Source organism: Paraburkholderia sp. JHI2823 (genome assembly GCF_038900695.1).
In the GTDB taxonomy this organism is placed as follows: Bacteria; Pseudomonadota; Gammaproteobacteria; order Burkholderiales; family Burkholderiaceae; genus Paraburkholderia; species Paraburkholderia mimosarum.
Map to the genome: position 1 here is coordinate 164,422 of NZ_JAYMRY010000009.1, position 18,359 is coordinate 182,780.

20 protein-coding genes, 1 tRNA gene, 1 pseudogene and 1 riboswitch are annotated in these 18,359 nt (G+C 61.3%); of the genes and pseudogenes, 7 read left to right on the forward strand and 15 right to left on the reverse strand.

Annotated elements, in window-relative coordinates; translation table 11 throughout:
- Positions 1 to 118 precede the first annotated feature (118 nt).
- Positions 119 to 1,036 carry a LysR family transcriptional regulator gene (locus tag VSR34_RS13125; RefSeq protein WP_028211717.1) on the reverse strand — a complete coding sequence of 306 codons (918 nt, stop codon included), beginning with the start codon at positions 1,034 to 1,036 and terminating at the stop codon, positions 119 to 121.
- A gap of 105 nt (positions 1,037 to 1,141) precedes the next feature.
- Between VSR34_RS13125 and VSR34_RS13130 the strand changes: the two genes are divergently transcribed.
- The 3 genes from VSR34_RS13130 (at position 1,142) to VSR34_RS13140 (ending at position 2,988) form a co-directional block, all read left to right on the forward strand.
- Positions 1,142 to 1,705 carry a cytochrome b gene (locus tag VSR34_RS13130; RefSeq protein WP_238327782.1) on the forward strand — a complete coding sequence of 188 codons (564 nt, stop codon included), beginning with the start codon at positions 1,142 to 1,144 and terminating at the stop codon, positions 1,703 to 1,705.
- Positions 1,706 to 1,767: 62 nt separating this feature from the next.
- Complete coding sequence (locus VSR34_RS13135; RefSeq protein WP_342962662.1) at positions 1,768 to 2,343, forward strand: YceI family protein; 576 nt, start codon at positions 1,768 to 1,770, stop codon at positions 2,341 to 2,343.
- 54 nt (positions 2,344 to 2,397) lie between these two features.
- The gene (locus VSR34_RS13140; RefSeq protein WP_028211714.1) at positions 2,398 to 2,988 is read left to right on the forward strand and encodes a YceI family protein; all 591 of its coding nucleotides are present in this window, start codon (positions 2,398 to 2,400) and stop codon (positions 2,986 to 2,988) included.
- A gap of 88 nt (positions 2,989 to 3,076) precedes the next feature.
- Here VSR34_RS13140 and VSR34_RS13145 read toward each other — a convergent pair.
- From VSR34_RS13145 to VSR34_RS13160, 4 genes and pseudogenes are all read right to left on the reverse strand, one after another.
- Positions 3,077 to 3,562 (reverse strand): annotated as a pseudogene (locus tag VSR34_RS13145) (methyltransferase domain-containing protein); the annotation flags it as partial.
- Complete coding sequence (locus tag VSR34_RS13150) at positions 3,562 to 4,761, reverse strand: MFS transporter (RefSeq protein WP_028211713.1); 1,200 nt, start codon at positions 4,759 to 4,761, stop codon at positions 3,562 to 3,564. The pseudogene VSR34_RS13145 and the gene VSR34_RS13150, both read right to left, overlap by 1 nt.
- Positions 4,761 to 5,951, reverse strand: a complete 1,191-nt coding sequence (locus tag VSR34_RS13155) for a hypothetical protein (protein ID WP_342962663.1) — start codon at positions 5,949 to 5,951, stop codon at positions 4,761 to 4,763. Before VSR34_RS13155 ends, VSR34_RS13150 begins: the two co-directional genes overlap by 1 nt.
- A 96-nt stretch (positions 5,952 to 6,047) precedes the next feature.
- Entirely contained in the window at positions 6,048 to 6,230 is a 183-nt protein-coding gene (locus VSR34_RS13160; RefSeq protein ID WP_028211711.1) for a hypothetical protein, read from the reverse strand.
- A gap of 507 nt (positions 6,231 to 6,737) precedes the next feature.
- Here VSR34_RS13160 and istA point away from each other — a divergent pair.
- Both istA and istB read left to right on the forward strand, forming a co-directional pair.
- Positions 6,738 to 7,754, forward strand: a complete 1,017-nt coding sequence (istA, locus tag VSR34_RS13165) for an IS21 family transposase (protein ID WP_342962691.1) — start codon at positions 6,738 to 6,740, stop codon at positions 7,752 to 7,754.
- A complete protein-coding gene (gene istB, locus VSR34_RS13170) occupies positions 7,751 to 8,539 on the forward strand; it encodes an IS21-like element helper ATPase IstB (RefSeq protein ID WP_028215216.1) in 789 nt (262 codons plus the stop codon). The genes istA and istB overlap by 4 nt, the downstream gene beginning before the upstream one ends.
- A 291-nt stretch (positions 8,540 to 8,830) precedes the next feature.
- Here the strand turns inward: istB and VSR34_RS13175 are convergent, their stop codons facing one another.
- The 10 genes from VSR34_RS13175 to ydfG form a co-directional block, all read right to left on the reverse strand.
- Positions 8,831 to 9,169 carry a hypothetical protein gene (locus VSR34_RS13175; RefSeq protein WP_028215215.1) on the reverse strand — a complete coding sequence of 113 codons (339 nt, stop codon included), beginning with the start codon at positions 9,167 to 9,169 and terminating at the stop codon, positions 8,831 to 8,833.
- 273 nt (positions 9,170 to 9,442) lie between these two features.
- A tRNA-Lys gene (locus VSR34_RS13180) sits at positions 9,443 to 9,518 on the reverse strand.
- Positions 9,519 to 9,722: 204 nt separating this feature from the next.
- Positions 9,723 to 10,472, reverse strand: a complete 750-nt coding sequence (gene ybgF / locus VSR34_RS13185; protein WP_028215214.1) for a tol-pal system protein YbgF — start codon at positions 10,470 to 10,472, stop codon at positions 9,723 to 9,725.
- 23 nt (positions 10,473 to 10,495) lie between these two features.
- Entirely contained in the window at positions 10,496 to 11,002 is a 507-nt protein-coding gene (gene pal, locus VSR34_RS13190; RefSeq protein ID WP_028215213.1) for a peptidoglycan-associated lipoprotein Pal, read from the reverse strand.
- Positions 11,003 to 11,020: 18 nt separating this feature from the next.
- A complete protein-coding gene (gene tolB / locus VSR34_RS13195; protein WP_028215212.1) occupies positions 11,021 to 12,313 on the reverse strand; it encodes a Tol-Pal system beta propeller repeat protein TolB in 1,293 nt (430 codons plus the stop codon).
- A gap of 134 nt (positions 12,314 to 12,447) precedes the next feature.
- Positions 12,448 to 13,446 (reverse strand): cell envelope integrity protein TolA, encoded by a 999-nt coding sequence (gene tolA / locus VSR34_RS13200; RefSeq protein WP_028215211.1) that lies wholly within the window; start codon positions 13,444 to 13,446, stop codon positions 12,448 to 12,450.
- Positions 13,443 to 13,889, reverse strand: coding sequence for a protein TolR (gene tolR / locus VSR34_RS13205; RefSeq protein ID WP_036021737.1), 447 nt, complete (start codon positions 13,887 to 13,889; stop codon positions 13,443 to 13,445). Before tolR ends, tolA begins: the two co-directional genes overlap by 4 nt.
- A 24-nt stretch (positions 13,890 to 13,913) precedes the next feature.
- On the reverse strand, positions 13,914 to 14,591 hold the full coding sequence (gene tolQ, locus VSR34_RS13210) for a protein TolQ (RefSeq protein WP_028205324.1): 678 nt from the start codon (positions 14,589 to 14,591) through the stop codon (positions 13,914 to 13,916).
- A gap of 154 nt (positions 14,592 to 14,745) precedes the next feature.
- Positions 14,746 to 15,240, reverse strand: a complete 495-nt coding sequence (ybgC, locus tag VSR34_RS13215; protein WP_028215209.1) for a tol-pal system-associated acyl-CoA thioesterase — start codon at positions 15,238 to 15,240, stop codon at positions 14,746 to 14,748.
- 67 nt (positions 15,241 to 15,307) lie between these two features.
- Positions 15,308 to 16,054 carry a bifunctional NADP-dependent 3-hydroxy acid dehydrogenase/3-hydroxypropionate dehydrogenase YdfG gene (ydfG, locus tag VSR34_RS13220; protein WP_028215208.1) on the reverse strand — a complete coding sequence of 249 codons (747 nt, stop codon included), beginning with the start codon at positions 16,052 to 16,054 and terminating at the stop codon, positions 15,308 to 15,310.
- 197 nt (positions 16,055 to 16,251) lie between these two features.
- Positions 16,252 to 16,398: riboswitch (ZMP/ZTP riboswitch) on the forward strand.
- A 160-nt stretch (positions 16,399 to 16,558) separates the two neighbouring features.
- Between ydfG and glyA the strand changes: the two genes are divergently transcribed.
- Positions 16,559 to 17,806, forward strand: a complete 1,248-nt coding sequence (glyA, locus tag VSR34_RS13225) for a serine hydroxymethyltransferase (RefSeq protein ID WP_028215207.1) — start codon at positions 16,559 to 16,561, stop codon at positions 17,804 to 17,806.
- A gap of 24 nt (positions 17,807 to 17,830) precedes the next feature.
- Complete coding sequence (nrdR, locus tag VSR34_RS13230; protein WP_028215206.1) at positions 17,831 to 18,313, forward strand: transcriptional regulator NrdR; 483 nt, start codon at positions 17,831 to 17,833, stop codon at positions 18,311 to 18,313.
- Positions 18,314 to 18,359: the final 46 nt, after the last annotated feature.

Sequence of the window (18,359 nt, forward strand, 5' to 3'; positions counted from 1 at the left end):
GGCGCGTGGCCGCGCGAGCGCGGCCGGACGCGGCTTGCGCGGGTTTGTGAAGCATTGTCAGGTGTGCGCACGGGTTGCGTTCGCACAACTCTCTCGCGCCCGGGCGCGCAGCGCAGCTTCAGCCCGCATCGGGCAAGGGCGATTCCAGCGGCGTGCCTTGTGTCAGGTAATGGCCGAGCCATTCGCTCGCCGGGCCTCTTGCCGCATCCGTGCGGTGAATCAGCGAGACGTGGTAGTTCACCGAGCGCCGGTCGGCGAGCGCGACGCACACGAGCCGTCCGGCATCGAGATCGGCTTGCACGAGATGCCTCGGCATGGACCCCCAGCCGAGGCCCGCGAGCAACAGCCTGTGTTTTGCGCCGAGGTCGCCGAGCTTCCACGCGCGATTGCTGTACACGCCGAAGGTTTGCCCTTCGGTCAGGCGGCTGCGGTCGGTCAGGACGAGCTGCGTGTGCTCGCGCGCATCCGAAATGCGCACTGGCTGATCCGCCTGGGCAAGCGGATGACAGGGGGCGGCCACGAGCACGAGTTCCACGGTGCCGATGGACTGCGCCTCGATCACATGCGGCCAGTTGTCATTCGGCCCGCTGATGCCGAATGCGCAGTCGCCGTCGAGCACGAGCTTGAGCACGCCGCCGAGCGCTTCCATCGTCAGATTGAGCGCGACGGTGGGGAACGCGAGCGCGAACGCCTGCAGCGCCTCGACGAGGCGTTGCGACGGAAACATCACGTCCACGGCCAGCGAGACCTCACCCTCGAGCCCGCGCTGCAGGCCGGCCGCCTTGGCGTTAAGCTGGCCCATGAGCAGATCGAGACGGCGCGCGTCGGCGAGGATCGCGCGGCCCGCGGCCGTGAGCGCCGGCTTGCGCTTGCCGCGCTCGAAGAGCGCGACGCCCAGCAGCGCTTCGAGATTGGCAATCGTGTAGCTGACGACCGACTGCGCGCGGTCGAGCTGCCGCGCCGCCGCCGAGAAGCTGCCGGTTTCGGCAACGGCGATCAGCGCGCGCAACTGTTCGAGGCTCGGGGAGCGGTCCATCGTCAATCTATCGAAAAAGTGGATGGTAACGATCCATTGTAGACGATTGTTTGAATAGGATTGACCGGGTAAAGTGCCCCCTTTGAATATTGGAGCCGTATGTCGATGAACCCTACCGTCAAGCCCGTCGGCCGTTATAACGGCGTCGCCATGCTGCTGCACTGGCTGATTGCCGCATTGATCGTCTGGGGCTTCGCGCTCGGCTGGGTCATGACCGACATTCCCGGCATCACGCCCACCAAGCTGCGGTATTTCTCGTGGCACAAGTGGATCGGCGTGACCGTGCTTGCGCTCGTGCTCGTGCGCGTCCTGTGGCGCGCCACGCACACCGCGCCGGCGCTGCCCGGCTCCATGCATGGCTGGGAGAAGTTCGCCGCGCACGTGGGCCACTTTGCGCTCTATGTGCTGATGGTCGCCATTCCGGTGACGGGCTACCTCTACAGTTCGGCAGCCGGCATTCAGGTGGTGTACCTCGGCATCTGGCCGATGCCCGTGCTGATCGACCCCGATACCCAGCTCAAGGGCGTGCTGCGCATCGTGCATGTCGCGCTCAACTACGCCTTGCTCATCCTGGTCGTGCTGCACGTGCTCGCGGTCATCAAGCATCAGTTGATCGACCGCCAGAACATCCTCTCGCGCATGCTGCCGTTCGGCGCACCGCGCGACTGATCGCCCGGCGCACCCCGTTCCGATACCCAATCCCGATGCCTCCCACCCTGGACTGAACGCCCATGATCCAACGTCTTGCCCATACCGCTTCCGTCGTCGCGCTCGGCGCGGCGCTCGCCGCCGGCGCGGTTTTCGCGACGAACGCCGATGCTGCCGCCGAAGCCGCGAAGAATTCCGTGACCGCCGTCTTCAAGCAGATGAACGTGCCGGTGGAAGGGCGCTTCAACCGTTTCAGCGCCGACGTGCGCTTCGATCCGGCCAACATCGCGGCATCGAGCGCGAAGCTCGACGTCGAAGTGGCGAGCTTCGACATCGGGGCGCCCGAGTACAACAAGGAAGTCGCCAGCGACGAGTGGTTCGATGCCGCCCGCTTCCCGCACGCGACTTTCATCTCGACGCAGATCAAGCCGGGCGCGAACGGTGCATTCAGCGTGGCCGGCAAACTGACGATCAAGGGCAAGACGACCGACGTCGTCGTGCCGGTCCAGTACCGCAAGGACGGCGCCAACCAGGTGTTCGACGGCACGTTGCCCATCAAGCGCCTCGCGTACAACATCGGCGCGGGCGAGTGGAAGGACACCTCGGTCGTTGCCGACGACGTCCAGATCAAGTTTCACATCGTGTCCGCCGCGCACTGACGCGCCCGGGACATCGCTTTTTCACGCAGTTTCTCTCGCACCAGGAATCGCCATATGAAGATCACGTTTATCGCCGCGGCCGTTGCCGCTTCGCTCGCTGCTGTCGTGGCCACGCCGGCGCTGGCGGCCGCCACGACCTACAACCTCGATCCGATGCACACGTACCCGAGCTTCCAGGCCGATCACTTCGGCGGCGTCTCGGTGTGGCGCGGCAAGTTCACGAAGAGTTCGGGCACGGTCACGCTCGATCGCGAAGCGAAGACGGGCACGGTGGACGTGACGATCGATGCATCGTCGATCGATACCGGCAACGCGAAGCTGGACAAGCACGTGAGCTCGGCCGAATTCCTCGACATCGCAAAGTACCCGACGGCCACCTACAAGGGCACGTCGATCCGTTTTGAAGGCGACAAGCCGGTGGAAGTGATCGGCACGTTCACGCTGCACGGCGTGACCAAGCCGCTGAACCTGAAGATCGATTCGTTCAAGTGCTTCCAGAACCCGATGCTCAAGCGCGAAGTGTGCGGCGCCGACGCATCCGCGCAATTCGACCGTGCGGACTACGGCGTGAACTGGGGCCAGTCGTATGGCTTCAAGACGGCCACGACGCTGCAGATCCAGGTCGAAGGCGTCAAGGCAGACTGAGTTTGCGCGCGGCAGAGGCCGCGCCCGGCTTGATTTGGAGCCCGTGCGCTGTCAGGCGTACGGGCTTTTTTGCAGATGCGGTGGATGTACGCAACAACGCTTCGAGTCTATCGTCGTCCAGAACGAAATTGACGGTCGCATCGCCAAACGTAACGACGTCGAAGCGTCGTTGTGTTATCGGCGTCGGCAGATCAAATATGTCGCCCTGGAGCGCATGAATATGGCTGTGATTTACGGACGCATTGAAGCGATCAATGGCGACGGGAGAGATGTCGATGCCAAAACTCTCCTCCAACGAAAATTTTTTGGCGAGGTGCAGGAGCAGGCGACCATCACCGCAGCCCAGATCAAGAATATTGTGCCCATCGCGGACAATGGATTCCGCGGCGGAAAAATCCCATGTCGCACGGACTGTCGTCAATTCATACTCGTCGAATAGCGGTTCGTCGAAGTAGTAGTGGCTGACTCTGAGATCCGCCATGCCCGATGTCACGATGCGATCCAAAGGGGCTTGCAGTTTGATTGATCTCGGATCTTTTGGCTTCGATCCGAAGCGTCCTATGCCATCCATCATTAAGCTCCTTTGGGAACCATGCCTGGTCGGTTTTTGACATTCAGTGCGATGCCGCATGCGCCGATGATCGCCGTTGCGACTCCAACAGCCATGAGGGCCATGCTCACGTGGGCCGTACTAATCATGCCGGCGCTCAGGAATCCGAGAAATACCGAAGTCTGGATGCAAAATATGTAGGCCGGCATCAGGTCGATACGCCGCTGCGGATTGATTGCCTTCATCATGAAACTTGCTGTGAGCGCGTTCTGGATGCCGTTTGCCGATCCGATCAGAAACGTGGCGCACATGATGATCCATGCCGCGTCGCTCAATGCGAGCCCCAAGATGCCGAAGCCGATGATAGTTGCGGCAATGGAGGCGCCGGCAGCGTCGCCGAATTTCGCAAACATTCCGGCAAAAGCCATGGGACCGACGATCAGCCCCATACTCAACGCGCTGACGACGAACCCGTAGGTCTCGGCACTGAACTGCAGTTCGGTGCGAATTCGAAATATCAACAGCACATTGAGCGTGGATGTCAGCACGATCGTGATCAATACCGGCACTACCGCACGGATCACGCCTGCTGTGCGAAAGAGATCGAGCAGGTCGAATCGTCCCTTCTGCTTTACTTGCGTGGGCGCCTGAACGGATTTTTGATTGAAAGAATCCAGTACCTTGAAACCTAGCGCGGTAACAGGCGCGGCGACCAACACCAACAATGCCAGCAGCAACAGCCCCCGTGAACGCTCGGCCATGCCATACAGCAGCCCGCCGAGAGCCGGGCCGCCCACGTAACCCATGTTCCGCACCGATTGCGTAATCCGGTTTACGCGATCGATGTACCGATCGTCGTTTGTATAGCCTGGAATGGCGACCATGATTGCTGCCCAAAGAACGGACCCCGTGGATCCGAGCGCCATTGACACGACGACGTAGCTCCAGAACTGATCGGCCGAGGACGCGACCGTTATCAGAATCGACTGTAGGAGAAATACCGCGGGAATCGTTTTGCGGGGCTCGATTCGCCGGAGGATCATCGGTGAGATCGGGCTGGAAAGCATGCCTCCGATGAGGCCGGCGGCGAGCAATATCGATACCCTGGAAGTCTGGTCAGCCAGCCTCAGGGCAAAGGTCACTTGAGCCGCTTCATCGACGAAGCTGCCAAACGACAGGGAGATACAAATAAGAGCAAACGCCCATCGACCTTTGATGCCCATCAAAGTGCTCCCCACCGCGTCAGCGTTGCGGCGACACTCAAGAGATCATCGTTCAGCAGCTCGTCTTTCCCGCTCGATAAATCCGAAATGTTCACTTGCTGACCGGCCGACAGGCAATTCAGAAATTCATGCAATGCGTCGCTGTATCTGAAGCTGCCGCAATGGCCGTTGGCCGCGACCAGCACCTCGCCCGCCTGCATTACTGGCGTCCACTGCAGGGTGCTGACGGCGTTGAGGGCGATGACATCGTCCAACTCTTCGACTTCGACGATTGGACGGCCGACATTCATACGGCTGCTGGTGTCCGAGATCAGTTGAGAAATGATCATGCGTCTTTTCAGAAACGCACCGTCAAGCAAGATCTTCAGGGATGAAAGCAGAAGCTCGCCATCAGGGTTCAGCTTTGCGATGCCCGAGGAGCGTACGTCATGGCGGGTACGATTGGGTGCCTGAAGCAGGCCCTTCAGGTAGTTCACATTTTGCTGGGAATCGTTGCCGGTTTCCCAAAAAGCGATATTCACGTTTACCGAAACGTCCGATTTAGTTTCTGCAACGTGCAGCCAGTCATGGGGGAAATAGGTTACACGATTGATTTTGTTCTCAAGCGGACTTCCTTCAGACTTGAATGATTCATAATAGGGAAATCGCACGCCAAGGAGATCCGACCGGTTTCCGGGCCAAGTGAACATTGTTTTCCCATCTCGCAGGGTGAACCCGAAATTATGTGCATGATCCGCATGAATGCCGATATATGTGGATGAATATCGACCGATAAAGAAATCAATATCCACGCGGCCGCCAGGCCGATAGCCTAATGACAAGGCGAGCTGGTCGGAAAACGCTTTTGCAACATCCCAGATAATGGGGCTTGCCGTATGAAGCCCGTAGTACATGACCATCCATTCGTCGTCGCCGGCAAGACTTCCAATTCTCGATACATAATCATCGAGTGTGTTATCGGGCGGAAGCGCAAGAAAATCATGACGCGGTACTGATGTGCGCTTTCCATTGAAAGCGGTTATGGCTTCGGACCGGGAGTTGCACGATCGAATGTCGTTCGCGCACACCGCATATTCCTTGAGCGCACCCAGCACGTCTTTATCCTTGAATGGGATCCGCGATATATCCAGCTCCGCCGCTTGCCTACCCCATAATTCTTTTGCAAATTGCGTTGACAATAATGCGACCATATTCGACTCTTCGTTCGGAAAAATATGGAGAATTGAGCAAGGGGCAAAGCCCTTGCTCCGGGAGTGGAACAGCAATGCAGAGCATTACCGCAGCGTTCAGGCAGCCTCGGCGACAGCCATGACTTCTTCATCATTACGCTGCGCGTATTTGACATTGGCCACAACCGGCTCTACCTCGACATCATTGCGCTGTGCGTATTTGACGTTGGCCACGGCGGGCTCGACCTCGTCAGCGGTCAATTCATGAATTATCTTTACCTTTTCCAGGGAAATCGTCATTTTGATGCTCCTTTTTAACCGAATTGCATTTATGGCAGGTGATGCGCACTTCCTTGATCGACTTGCAGCGTAGACGAAATCGGGATCTATTCAATCGTCCTGGCCCTGCCCTGATTAGACGGGCCAGGCAAGAACATTTTTCCTGTTTCGATGTGTCGTATTGATTGGAAGCACGTCTTCAGTCTAGACAATAAATTTGAAAATAAAACGTGATCTATCATTTTTAGGAGTTTTCCTAAATCTTAGCGCTCTTGCCTAACGCTTTAGGCGATGTGGAACTCACCATACATTGCGCAAAAATTGCCATATGTGTCGTCTTCAATTCGCGCGACATTATGATTTTCGGATAGCTCAATCATTTAGCTTTCGCGCGCTGGATATCGCGCTAACAGGCGGGTTTTGCACGGACGGCACGCATACTTGTTAGCGCCGATGTAAAAATGACGCACCTCGCCGAAGTAAACTTGACCCACCTCGGGGGTGCAAGATGGCGGCTTTTTGCCGCCGATGCTGAGTCAGGAGCAAGCAGTGGAAATCAAGGTGTTGGCAAGACGTGGAATGGGCGTACGGGAGATAGCGAGGCAGTTGGGCATCTCGCGCAATACGGCGCGTCGCTATCTGCGTGACGAACAGGCCGGGCACTATAAGCAGCGCGAGCCGCGTGCGACGAAGCTCGAGCCGTTTAAGAGTTATGTGCTCGAACGTGTGGCGGCGGCGCGGCCGCACTGGATTCCGGCGACGGTGCTGCTTCGCGAACTGCGCGACGTCGGGTACGAAGGCGGCATCAGTCAGTTGAAGGCGTTCCTAGCGCCGCACAAGCACGTTGCCGCCGAGCCGGTGGTTCGCTTCGAGACTGCGCCGGGCAAGCAGATGCAGGCCGACTTTACGGTCATTCGCCGGGGCCGCGCGCCGTTGTTGGCGTTGGTCGCGACTCTTGGCTACAGCCGTGCGAGCTTCGTGCGCTTTACTGTCAGCGAGGACGCGACGACGCTGTGTGAATGTCTGCGCGAAGCGTTCTTCCACTTCGGTGGCACGCCGGAGCAAGTGCTGTTCGATAACGCGAAGTCGGTGATTATCGAGCGTGATGCATTCGGCGAAGGGCAGCATCGATGGAATACGCAGTTACTCGCGTTGGCGGAAACGTACGGCTTCACGCCGAAGGTATGCCGCCCCTATCGAGCCAAGACCAAGGGCAAGGTCGAACGTTTTAATCGCTATTTGAAGGAGAGTTTCGTAGTGCCGCTCGCGGCTACCCTCAAGCAATCGGGGCTGACGTTGGACGTCGATGCCGCGAACGCGCACATTGGGCGGTGGCTCACCGAAGTCGCTAACGTACGCGTTCATGCGACGACACGTGAGCGCCCGGCAGCAAGGCTGATGCTTGAACAGGCTTCGTTGCTGCCGTTGCCCGCAACGAAGATGGCGCCCTTGCCGGCGGCGTCTCGGCCTCGCCGTGTGTTGCCGCGTGAGAGCCTGCAACATCCGTTGGCGGTCTACGACGCGCTGCTGGAGGTGGCCGCATGAATTTGCAGCACGAACGCATTGCTGGCTTGTGCATGCAGCTCAAGCTCGACTGTATGGCCCGCGATTGGGGTTCGCTCGCGCAGCATGCGGCAACGCGCGATGCGAGCCTGGCCGACTTCCTAGAGCAATTGCTACAGGCAGAATCCGATGCACGCGAAGAACGTAAGCGACAGACGCTTACGAAGCTCGCGTCGTTGCCGAGCATCAAGACATTGGAGCAATACGACTTCGCCTTCGCTAGCGGCGCACCGCGAGCGCAGATTCAAGAGTTAGCCAGCTTGACGTTCATCGAGCGCGCCGAGAACGTGGTGCTGCTCGGGCCGAGCGGCGTCGGCAAAACGCACATCGCGAGTGCGCTGGGATATCGCGCGACGCAGGCAGGCATCAAGACGCGGTTCATCACGGCCGCCGACCTGATGATGCAGCTGGCGACGGCGCGGCAGCAGAATCGGCTGAAGGAGTTCTTCCATCGAGCGGTCGTCGGGCCGAGACTGCTCGTGATTGACGAAATCGGCTATTTGCCGTTTGGGCGGGAGGAAGCGGACTTGTTCTTCAACGTCGTTGCCAAGCGCTACGAGCGCGGCGCCATCGTGTTGACGAGCAACTTGCCGTTCACGCAATGGGCCTCGGCGTTCGCCGACGACCAGACGCTGACGGCAGCGATGCTCGACAGGCTGTTGCACCACGCGCACATCGTGCAAATCAGCGGCGAGAGTTACCGCTTGAAGGACAAGCGGAAAGCAGGACAAACGAGCACGCGGGCGGGCGCGAAGGCAGCCGCGTGATTAGGACCCGGGTGGGTCAGTTTTACTTCGGCGCATCGTCGAAAAATGGGTCAGATTTAAATCGGCGTTGACACATACTGCATGCGTGAATAGGGCGCATGAGAAAACGGGTAGATTCATGCCCTGAGAAGGTCTGTCAAGTTTTTGCTCAGCGTCTAAAACTCGTTACGACGGCTATTCAGCGACGACCCGTGGACATCGACGCTGCACACAGCACAGGGCTGCGGACAGCCCTCGTTGCCGACCGGCTCCCGCGAACTTCGCCGTCTTTCTGACGCGCCGCTGCGCGGCTTAAGCCAGATCAAATAAAAGGGCAGCACCCAGTCTTGACATCTGGGCGTCCAGCTTGCCGAAAAGGCGCGAAGCGCGTTTCCTGAGGACCGTGAGATAGACGGTCTCGTTCTGCCGCATGCGCATCTGCCAGCAGCGAACCAGGACGCAGATTGACTTGAAAGCGATAGCCGAACTGGCGATGTAGTGCAGACTGCGCTTCGTTGCTGTCGTTGGTAAGGCGCCAGCCCAGAACGATCGTGGAATGATCTGAGCGGTGCGCCTGTCGAAACGTTCGAGGTCGAAGAGCGGCACGCGCAACGCGGCAAGTGAAGAGCGCAAGGCGTTGCCCGGAAACATCAGTCCTGAGCTTGAGTGCTTTCGCATCCGTTGAGTACGCCCATCGAGTGGCTATGGGTAAAACGCGCGGCAGATCAGCGGCCACAAGGCGCTGGCAATGGTCGTGCGGTACTCGCATGGAGACGGTGTGCACATCACCGAGGCTATGAACGCGCTACTGAAGCTTGCGTGACCGATTACGGAGGCAGCGGAAGCTGCTGACGCAGTTGCGCAGGAATTGCACAAACGAAAAGGGCTTACGTGCCGTGAAGCAACGTAAGCCCTTGAATCTTTTGGTAGGCCGTACTGGATTCGAACCAGTGACCAACGGATTAAAAGTCCGCTGCTCTACCAGCTGAGCTAACGACCCAAAAGAGAAGCGGGATTATAGCGGCGCATGGTCAAAGCGTCAACCCATTCCCGTCGTGAAACCAATTGAAAAAGCTCGGGACACGCCGTGCCCGGGCTTTTCCTGTGTGCGAGAGGCGCGTTTCGCGGTGTTGGCACACGCCAGCGCCGCAGAATGCTGCCAAAAGCGGATGCCAAAAGCCGAGCCGCAACCGTCCAGCAGCGCTTACTTGAGCTGTGCAAGCTTGCTCTGCGCCGTCTGGGCCACATCCGAACTGCCGTACTGCGAAACGATCTGCTCGAGGGTGCGCTTGGCCGCAGCCTTTTGCCCCTGCTCGATCTGATTGTTCGCAATCGCCAGCAACGCCTCAGGGGCGCGCGGATGCTGCGGATACTTGCTGACCACGTTTTGCCAGGTCGCGGTCGACCCCTTGTAGTCCTTCAGCGCGTAGAGCGCGTTGCCGAGCCAGTACTGCGCGGTCGGCTGATAAGGACTTTGCGGGAACTTCGCGATGAAGCTGCGGAAGGATGCAGCCGCGTTCTTGAAGTCGCCGTTGCGAAACTGCTGTGAAGCGGCGTTGAACGCGTCCATCTCACCCGGCTGAACGGTGCCTTGCATGCCGTCCACGGTCTCCTGCTGCGGCTCGAACCTCTTGAGCCGCGTGTCGAGATCCGTGTAGTAGTCCTTCTGTTGCTTCTGCAGGGTCGCCAACTGGTTCGCCATATCCTCGTTCTGTCCGCGCAGCGTGGCGACCTGCTGGTTGAGCTGGTCGATGTGGTTGGACTGGTCGAGGATCGTGCGTTGAGCGGCGGACAACTGGGTCGACAGGTTGTCCGTTTTCGCGCGCAGGTCGAGAATCGCCTGGCGCGCCTGATCGTCATCGAAGAGACCTGCGTGGGCGGGCAGCGCCGCAAAGGCGACGCCAGCCACACAGGCGGCTGCGGCTATCCGCAGCGAGGAGAAACGGTGCGACATACGCCCCTTCATCCAATGCTCAATTACTGTTGATACACGAGGTCAGCACGGCGATTCTGCGCCCACGACGCTTCGTCGTGGCCCGTTGCGACCGGCTTTTCCTTACCGAGGCTGACAGCTTCCATCTGCGAATCAGCCACACCCATCAGTGAGAGACCGCGACGGACCGCTTCAGCACGCTTCTGGCCCAGCGCCAGGTTGTACTCGCTCGTGCCGCGCTCGTCGGTGTTGCCCTGGATCAGGACGTGACGTTCCGGGTGCGTCTTCAGGTATTGCGCGTGAGCTTGCAGCAGCGACTGGTACTCGTCCTTGACGGCGTAGCTGTCGAAATCGAAGTACACGCTGCGCTTGGCGAGCGGGCTGTTCGGGTTGTTCAGCTCATCGACGTTCACCTGGGCGACCGCGTTCGGGTTCGGCTGGGTGCTCATCGCACCGGCGTTCGCGTTCTCTTCCTTGACCCCCGACTTGCACGCTGCCAATGCACCGATCATCAGAACGGCCAGGGCCAGGCGGACTTTCTTCGACATCATCTTTTCTCTCCTGAAGTGTTATTGCATGAAAGGACCCCAGGACGGCTCGCGTACGGTGCCGCCCTGAACGGACAGGATTTGCCGCGTACGACCATCGGTCGAAACAGCGGCCAGCACGCCACGGCCGTTCACCTGTGTGGCGTAAAGAAGGTACTGACCGTTCGCCGCGAAGCTGGGCGATTCGTCGTGTGTGGTGTCAGTGAGCGCCGTGGCGACCCCGGACTGCAGATCTTGAATGTACAGTTTAAATCCGCCACCCGTGCGGGAGATGTACGCCAGCTGCTTGCCGTCCGGGCTGACCTTCGGGCTCGTATTGTAGTTGCCGGAGAACGTCACGCGTTGCGCCGCTCCGGCGCTTTCGCCCTGGGCCGGCATCTTGTAGATCTGCGGCTGGCCGCCGCGGTCGCTCGTGAAGTAAATCCAGCGTCCGTCAGGAGAGTAGGTGGGTTCGGTGTCGATCGTCGTGCCTTGCGTGAGGCGGCGCAGGCCGGAGCCGTCGGCATTGACGGCGAAGATCTGCGTGTTGCCCGTGCGCGACAGTGCTACCGCGAGCGTGCGGCCATCGGGCGACCAGGCGGGCGCCGAGTTGTTGCCCTTCTGGTCCGAGATGATCACGCGGCGACCCGTGGGAAGGTCGTGCACGTAGACGATCGGCTTTTTCTTTTCGAAAGATACGTAAGCGACCTTCGTACCGTCGGGCGACCAGGCCGGCGAGATAATCGGCTCGGGGCTGGAGAGCGCGATGTGCGCGTCTTGTCCGTCGGAGTCCGAAACCTGCAGCTGGAAGCGGTTGCCCGTCTTGATCACGTACGAAAGACGCGTGGCGAACACGCCGCGATCGCCGAGCAGCTTCTGATAGATGTAATCCGCTACCTTGTGCGCGGTCATGCGCAGACCGGTCGCCGGGCTCGTGAGCACGAGGCCGCCAAGGCTCTCGCCCTTAACGGTGTCGTAGAGCTTGAAGCGCACTTCGTACTGGCCGTTGGCGAGCTTGTTCACGCTGCCCGCGACGAACGCATTGGCGCCTTTGGCTTTCCAGCTGCCGAGATCGACGGAGTCGTTTTCCGAAACCGGCGCGCCGCCGGCGTCGATATTGGTGAATTTCCCGCTGCGTTGCAGGTCGGCGCGCACGATGGCGGCGACCTGCTCGGGCGAATTCGCTTCACCGGCAAAGTTTGCCGTCGCGATGGGGAACTGGGTGGAGCCCACGCCGGTGACGAGGACGTTGAGTTGTGCGTTCGCTGCGCCGCCCGCCGTAATCAGGCAGGACGCGACGAGGGTTCGCAGGCCAAGCTTCGTCATCAAACTCATGCTGTGATGTTTCCTGAATAAGCGATTTTTGTCGCACCGCGCGACAGCAGAGTGACCCGGGAACGTTCGAATCGTTCCGTTTTTCGCTGTCGCGCGCCGGCTTTCATCAATCCTTCCATGCCTTGCGGTCGCCGTTAGCCAGCCGGGCGCAAGGTGATCTTGAAGCTCGCAGGCGTCTTGCCATCCGTGTCGACCGGCATCGGATCGGAGCGCTGGACCGCCCGCAGCGCGGCATCGTCCCACGACTGGTTGCCGCTACTGCGCGTGATGTTCGCGCCTAGCAGCGTGCCGCTTGGCGAGCATCGGACCGCGATCTCCGTTTCGAGACCCGCCGTTTCGCCCGACCAGACGATGTTCGGACGCACGCGGCGCCGCACCTTGTCCGCATAGCCCGGCGACGTCGCATTGCCGCCCGAGCCGCTGCCGGTCCCGCTCTTCGCAAGACCGTTGCCACTCGAGCCCTCACCGCCGCCCATGGCGCCTTGCATCTGCGCAATGCGGGCGCGGCGTTCCGCGTCGAGCTTCTTCGCCTGGGCGTCAGCCTGCGCCTTCGCCTTGGCCGCCTTCTCGGCATCGGCCTTCTTCTGCGCCTCGAGCTTCGCCTGCTTCTGCTGCTCCTCTTCCTGCTGCTGTTTCTTGAGCGCGTCCTGCTGTTGCAACTGCTTCTGCTTTTCAGCGGTGGCCTGTTGCTGCTCCTGCTGCTTCTTGAGCTTTTCCGCCTTTTGTTGAGCGGCGAGCTGCGCCGCCTGCTGCGCAGCGAGCTGCTGGCGCTTCGCCTCGGCTTCCTGCTGCTTCATGCGCTGCTGCTCGGCCAGTTGCGCCTCGCGCGCTGCCTCTTGCTGCTTACGCTTTTGCTGTTGCAGGGCGATGTCGGCTTCCTCGGCTTGCGGCGGCGGCGGGGCAGGGGCAGGGGCGACCGGCGCGGGCGGCGGCAGCGGCTTCGGCGTGGAGACGTCCGGCACCTCGGTCCAGAGTTCCGCCTCCTCTCCGGCCGGCGTGCTGTTCTGCCAGTGGATGCCGTGATAGAGAAATAGACCGAGCAGCACGTGCATCAGCACCGCGAGCGCGATAGCACGTACTGTGCCACGCTCGCGCGGAGGCTGCAGCGGATAGGAATCGTTCTTCCGGGTCATTGCGATTTGACGAGCAGTCCGACACGTTTGACCCCATGCGACTTCAGGTCGGACATCACGTTCATCACCGTCTCGTATTTGACGGACTTGTCGGCGGCGATCACCACGGGCTGGTCGGGATGGCTCTGCTCGCGGTCGGCGACGAAGCCGTTGAGATCGGCGCGCGTCATGCTTTCCTGCTGCGTGGCGCCGGAGTCATCCTTATAGCGTACGCTCAAGGTGCCGTCGGGTCGAATGTTGACCACGACGGGCGGTGTTTGTTGTTGCTGCGACGCACCGCCGACGGTGGGCAGGTTGATGATGGACGGCGCGACGAGCGGCGCCGTCACCATGAAAATCACGAGCAGCACCAGCATCACGTCGATATACGGCACGACATTGATGTCGGCCATCGCGCGGCGCGAGCGGCTGCCTCGCATGCTCGAACGGACTGAGCCTCCCATCTTCGACTCCTTGCTTAGTGAAGATTAGTGGGCCTGACGCTGCAGGATATTCGAAAACTCTTCGATGAAAGTTTCGAAGCGGATCGCCAGACGATCGATGTCGTGCGCGTAGCTGTTGTACGCGACCACCGCCGGAATCGCGGCGAACAGACCAATCGCGGTTGCCGTCAGCGCTTCGGCAATGCCAGGCGCGACATTGGCGAGCGTGGCCTGCTGCACGTTCGCGAGGCCCCGGAACGCGTTCATGATCCCCCACACCGTGCCGAACAGACCGATGTACGGGCTCACCGAGCCGACCGAAGCGAGGAACGAGAGATTCGCTTCGAGCGCGTCCATCTCGCGCTGGAACGCCGCGCGCATGGCGCGGCGCGCGCCGTCGAGCACGAGGCTCGGATCATTCAGGCGCTTCTCTTTCGCCTTCAGGAATTCGCGCATGCCCGATTCGAAGATACGCTCGAGCGCGCCGATCGTGTGACGGTTGTTGGCTGCGCTCTGGTAGAGCGCCTGCAGATCGCCGCCCGACCAGAAGTCGCGCTCGAAGCGCTCCGTCTGGGACCGCGCCCGGCGGATGGCAAACCACTTGCGGAAAATGAAAGTCCAGGAAATCAGCGACATGAGCAAAAGGAGCCCCATCACCGCCTGTGCCAGTATGCTCGCATTAAGAACGAGTGAAATGATCGACAGATCTTGCGTAGTGTTCATATTGTTTCGTTGTGACGTCCCGAAAGGGGCGAGCGGCTGCGAGACGACGCAAGGCTTCCCCTGGGCGTTTGGGAAGCTTTCGCGCTGTCGCGGCCGAACCCTGCTTGGTCCTGCATTGAGCGGCGCGAGTTCACTGGCGTCGTATCAACGGTAACTACTGCACTGCCGTTGACACGGCGTACAGGTCTTTCTGTGGTCCGCGCTGCAGGGCTTCGTGCACGCGGTCCGGAATTGGGGCCGGGCGCATGGCTGCGGCATCGACGCAAGCTACACGAATGGTGCCCGTAGCGAGCAGCGTGTCGTCGCGCCACGCCTCCTGCACGAAGTCGACGGAGGCACGGCCAAGCTTCTCGACGCGGCTCACGGTCGTGACGACGTCGTCGAGGCGCGCGGGCGACCGGTAATCTAGCGCAGTGCTGCGCACGACGAAGAGCACGCCCGTTTCCCCGGCGAGCCGACGCTGATCGACGCCGCACGCGCGCAGCCATTCGGTGCGCGCGCGTTCGAAGAACTTCAGGTAATTCGCGTAAAACACGATTCCGCCCGCGTCGGTGTCCTCGTAGTAGACCCGGACCGGCCACGAAAAGCCGCGCCCGGCCGGTGAGGACGCCGCATCCGGCTTGCTGGTGGAATTTTCCATGCCGCGCATTCTACCGGAACGCGCTGCCCCTACGTCTTTCGTCCGACTGACGTAAGCAACAGATATGTAAGGAAATTTAGCCGCGGTGGATGCTGAGACCGGCGAACGTCTGGGCGACCGGCATCAGTTCGATCGTATTGATGTTGACGTGGGCAGGGCGCGTGGCGATCCAGTAGATCGAGTCGGCGATGTCCTCGGCCGTGAGCGGTTGCACGTCCTTGTAGACGTTGGCCGCCTTCGCGTCGTCGCCGCGAAAGCGCACGTTCGAGAACTCGGTGCCGCCACACAGGCCGGGCTCGATGTCGGTCACGCGCAGCGCGGTACCCGCGAGGTCGGCGCGCAGGTTCAGGCTGAACTGGCGCACGAATGCCTTGGTCGCCCCGTAGACGTTGCCGCCCGGATACGGCCAGCGGCCCGCCACCGAGCCGAGATTGAAGATGTGGCCGCGGTTGCGCGCGACCATGCCTGGCAGGAACGCATGCGTGATCTGCACGAGCCCCGTGCAGTTGGTGTCGATCATGGTTTCCCACTCGTCCAGGTCGGCCTTCTGGGCGGGCTCGACGCCGAGTGCGAGGCCGGCGTTGTTGACGAGCACGTCGACGGCTGCGAACTCCGGCGGCAGCGCGGCGGGCGCGGCTTCGACCGCGGCGCGGTCGCGCACGTCGAGTTCGATGGGCAGGAGGGCGTTGCCGAGTTCGGCGGCGAGGGCGTCGAGGCGGTCCTTGCGGCGAGCAGTGGCGACGACGCGATGTCCGCCCTTTACGAACGCCCGGGCGATGGCGGCGCCAAAGCCCGCAGACGCGCCGGTGACAAAAACGATCATGATGGCTCCCTGGTCGGTAAAAGGCGAGGAAAGGGGAAAGCCTACTTCCAATGCCGCGTTGCGGCAAGGAAGGGACAGGACACGTGGGGGCCGCGTAGCCGGCGCCGGTGTTCGCGGGAGCCCCGGTCGCGGCGCGCCCACCGGGGCCTGGCGCAGGCGGTTGCCTATTCGTTGCCGTTCCAATACACTAACGCGCTCAATCCCTGCGTGACTGGCGATAGGGTTCCGGATTAGCCGTGCTGACCGTGTTGAAGGCAGCAACGCGCGTGCTATTGGGGACTCAAGGTGGAACGACCCACCGTGAAGCGCAGGGCGCCGTTTTGCCGTTCGCCTGGGCAGCCTGATTCCGCGCGCTTTCGTTAGCGCTGCCGGGGCTGTCCTGCCTCGTGTGTGCGGCACCTCCTTCCGCCACGTCAAGGCTGGCCTCTTCGCCAGCAGCGCCGCGTACCCGCTACGCGTTCCGCGCGAGACCCGGTCAACCTGAACACACTTAACGGAATCCGTATGTTTGACAGAGCCGAAAGCACCATCGCCAACGTCGATCCCGAACTCTTCAAGGCGATCGAACTCGAGAACCGTCGCCAGGAAGAGCACATCGAGCTCATCGCGTCGGAAAACTACACGTCGCCCGCGGTCATGGCCGCGCAGGGTTCGCAGCTCACCAACAAGTACGCCGAAGGCTACCCCGGTAAGCGCTATTACGGCGGCTGCGAATACGTGGATATCGTCGAGCAGCTCGCGATCGACCGCGTGAAGCAGATCTTCGGCGCCGAAGCCGCGAACGTCCAGCCGAACTCGGGTTCGCAGGCGAACCAGGGTGTGTTTTTCGCCATGCTCAAGCCCGGCGACACGATCATGGGCATGAGCCTCGCGCACGGCGGCCACCTCACACACGGCTCGCCCGTCAACATGTCGGGCAAGTGGTTCAACGTCGTGAGCTACGGGCTGAACGAAGCCGAAGACATCGACTACGAAGCGGCCGAAAAGCTCGCCCAGGAACACAAGCCGAAGCTGATCGTGGCGGGCGCCTCGGCGTTCGCGCTGCGCATCGACTTCGAGCGTCTCTCGAAGATCGCGAAGAGCGTGGGCGCGTACTTCATGGTCGACATGGCGCACTACGCTGGCCTGGTCGCCGCGGGTGTCTACCCGAACCCGGTGCCGTTCGCCGACTTCGTCACCACGACCACGCACAAGAGCCTGCGCGGCCCGCGCGGCGGCGTGATCCTGATGAAGGCCGAGTTCGAGAAGCAGATCAACTCGGCGATCTTCCCGGGCATCCAGGGTGGTCCGCTCATGCACGTGATCGCGGGCAAGGCCGTGGCGTTCAAGGAAGCGCTCTCGCCGGAATTCAAGGCCTACCAGCAGCACGTGGTCGAGAATGCGCGCGTGCTGGCGGAAACGCTGGTCAAGCGCGGGTTGCGCATCGTTTCGGGCCGCACGGAAAGCCACGTCATGCTCGTGGACCTGCGCGCGAAGAAGATCACCGGCAAGGCCGCCGAAGCTGCGCTCGGTGCCGCGCACATCACGGTGAACAAGAACGCGATCCCGAACGACCCGGAAAAGCCGTTCGTGACGAGCGGTATCCGCCTCGGTTCGCCGGCCATGACGACGCGCGGCTTCGGCGTGAAGGAAGCCGAGCAGGTGGGCAACCTGATTGCCGACGTGCTCGACAATCCGGAAGATGCCGCGACGATCGAGCGCGTGAAGGCGCAAGTCGCCGAGCTGACGAAGCGCTTCCCGGTTTATCGCTAAGCCGCGCGCTGACTGAGCCTTAGCATGCGCTGCCCGTTTTGCCGGCACGAAGACACGCAGGTCGTCGACTCGCGCGTTTCGGAAGACGGCGCCGCGATCCGGCGCCGCCGCCGTTGCCCGGCCTGCGACAAACGTTTCACGACGTACGAGCGGGTCGAGCTGGCGATGCCGGCCATCGTCAAGAAGGATGGCAGCCGCACGGAATTCGACCGCCGCAAGATCATGGCGAGCATGCAACTGGCGCTGCGCAAGCGCCCGGTCGCGGCAGACGCGATCGACGCGGCGGTTGCCCGCATCGAGTATCAGCTGCTCGGCAGCGGCGAGCGCGAAGTGCGCAGCGAGCGCCTTGGCGAGCTCGTGATGGGCGAATTGCGCGAACTCGACAAGGTCGCGTTCGTGCGTTTTGCTTCGGTGTACCGCCGTTTCGAAGATGTCTCCGAATTCGAAGACGTGATCGAGGAATTCCGCCGCGCCGGCACTGGCGCCACGCCCACGAAAAAGCGCTGAGCGCATTCGCATCTTCTTTCCTCCTTCATTGCCGCTGCCGTGACGC

Excerpts from the sequence above, each read along its gene's own strand:
- VSR34_RS13125 (WP_028211717.1), bottom strand. The coding sequence starts at position 1,036 with ATGGACCGCTCCCCGAGCCTCGAACAGTTGCGCGCGCTGATCGCCGTT.
- VSR34_RS13130 (WP_238327782.1), top strand. The coding sequence starts at position 1,142 with ATGAACCCTACCGTCAAGCCCGTCGGCCGTTATAACGGCGTCGCCATG.
- VSR34_RS13135 (WP_342962662.1), top strand. The coding sequence starts at position 1,768 with ATGATCCAACGTCTTGCCCATACCGCTTCCGTCGTCGCGCTCGGCGCG.
- VSR34_RS13140 (WP_028211714.1), top strand. The coding sequence starts at position 2,398 with ATGAAGATCACGTTTATCGCCGCGGCCGTTGCCGCTTCGCTCGCTGCT.
- VSR34_RS13150 (WP_028211713.1), bottom strand. The coding sequence starts at position 4,761 with ATGGGCATCAAAGGTCGATGGGCGTTTGCTCTTATTTGTATCTCCCTG.
- VSR34_RS13155 (WP_342962663.1), bottom strand. The coding sequence starts at position 5,951 with ATGGTCGCATTATTGTCAACGCAATTTGCAAAAGAATTATGGGGTAGG.
- VSR34_RS13160 (WP_028211711.1), bottom strand. The coding sequence starts at position 6,230 with ATGACGATTTCCCTGGAAAAGGTAAAGATAATTCATGAATTGACCGCT.
- istA (WP_342962691.1), top strand. The coding sequence starts at position 6,738 with ATGCTGAGTCAGGAGCAAGCAGTGGAAATCAAGGTGTTGGCAAGACGT.
- istB (WP_028215216.1), top strand. The coding sequence starts at position 7,751 with ATGAATTTGCAGCACGAACGCATTGCTGGCTTGTGCATGCAGCTCAAG.
- VSR34_RS13175 (WP_028215215.1), bottom strand. The coding sequence starts at position 9,169 with ATGTTTCCGGGCAACGCCTTGCGCTCTTCACTTGCCGCGTTGCGCGTG.
- ybgF (WP_028215214.1), bottom strand. The coding sequence starts at position 10,472 with ATGTCGCACCGTTTCTCCTCGCTGCGGATAGCCGCAGCCGCCTGTGTG.
- pal (WP_028215213.1), bottom strand. The coding sequence starts at position 11,002 with ATGATGTCGAAGAAAGTCCGCCTGGCCCTGGCCGTTCTGATGATCGGT.
- tolB (WP_028215212.1), bottom strand. The coding sequence starts at position 12,313 with ATGAGTTTGATGACGAAGCTTGGCCTGCGAACCCTCGTCGCGTCCTGC.
- tolA (WP_028215211.1), bottom strand. The coding sequence starts at position 13,446 with ATGACCCGGAAGAACGATTCCTATCCGCTGCAGCCTCCGCGCGAGCGT.
- tolR (WP_036021737.1), bottom strand. The coding sequence starts at position 13,889 with ATGGGAGGCTCAGTCCGTTCGAGCATGCGAGGCAGCCGCTCGCGCCGC.
- tolQ (WP_028205324.1), bottom strand. The coding sequence starts at position 14,591 with ATGAACACTACGCAAGATCTGTCGATCATTTCACTCGTTCTTAATGCG.
- ybgC (WP_028215209.1), bottom strand. The coding sequence starts at position 15,240 with ATGCGCGGCATGGAAAATTCCACCAGCAAGCCGGATGCGGCGTCCTCA.
- ydfG (WP_028215208.1), bottom strand. The coding sequence starts at position 16,054 with ATGATCGTTTTTGTCACCGGCGCGTCTGCGGGCTTTGGCGCCGCCATC.
- glyA (WP_028215207.1), top strand. The coding sequence starts at position 16,559 with ATGTTTGACAGAGCCGAAAGCACCATCGCCAACGTCGATCCCGAACTC.
- nrdR (WP_028215206.1), top strand. The coding sequence starts at position 17,831 with ATGCGCTGCCCGTTTTGCCGGCACGAAGACACGCAGGTCGTCGACTCG.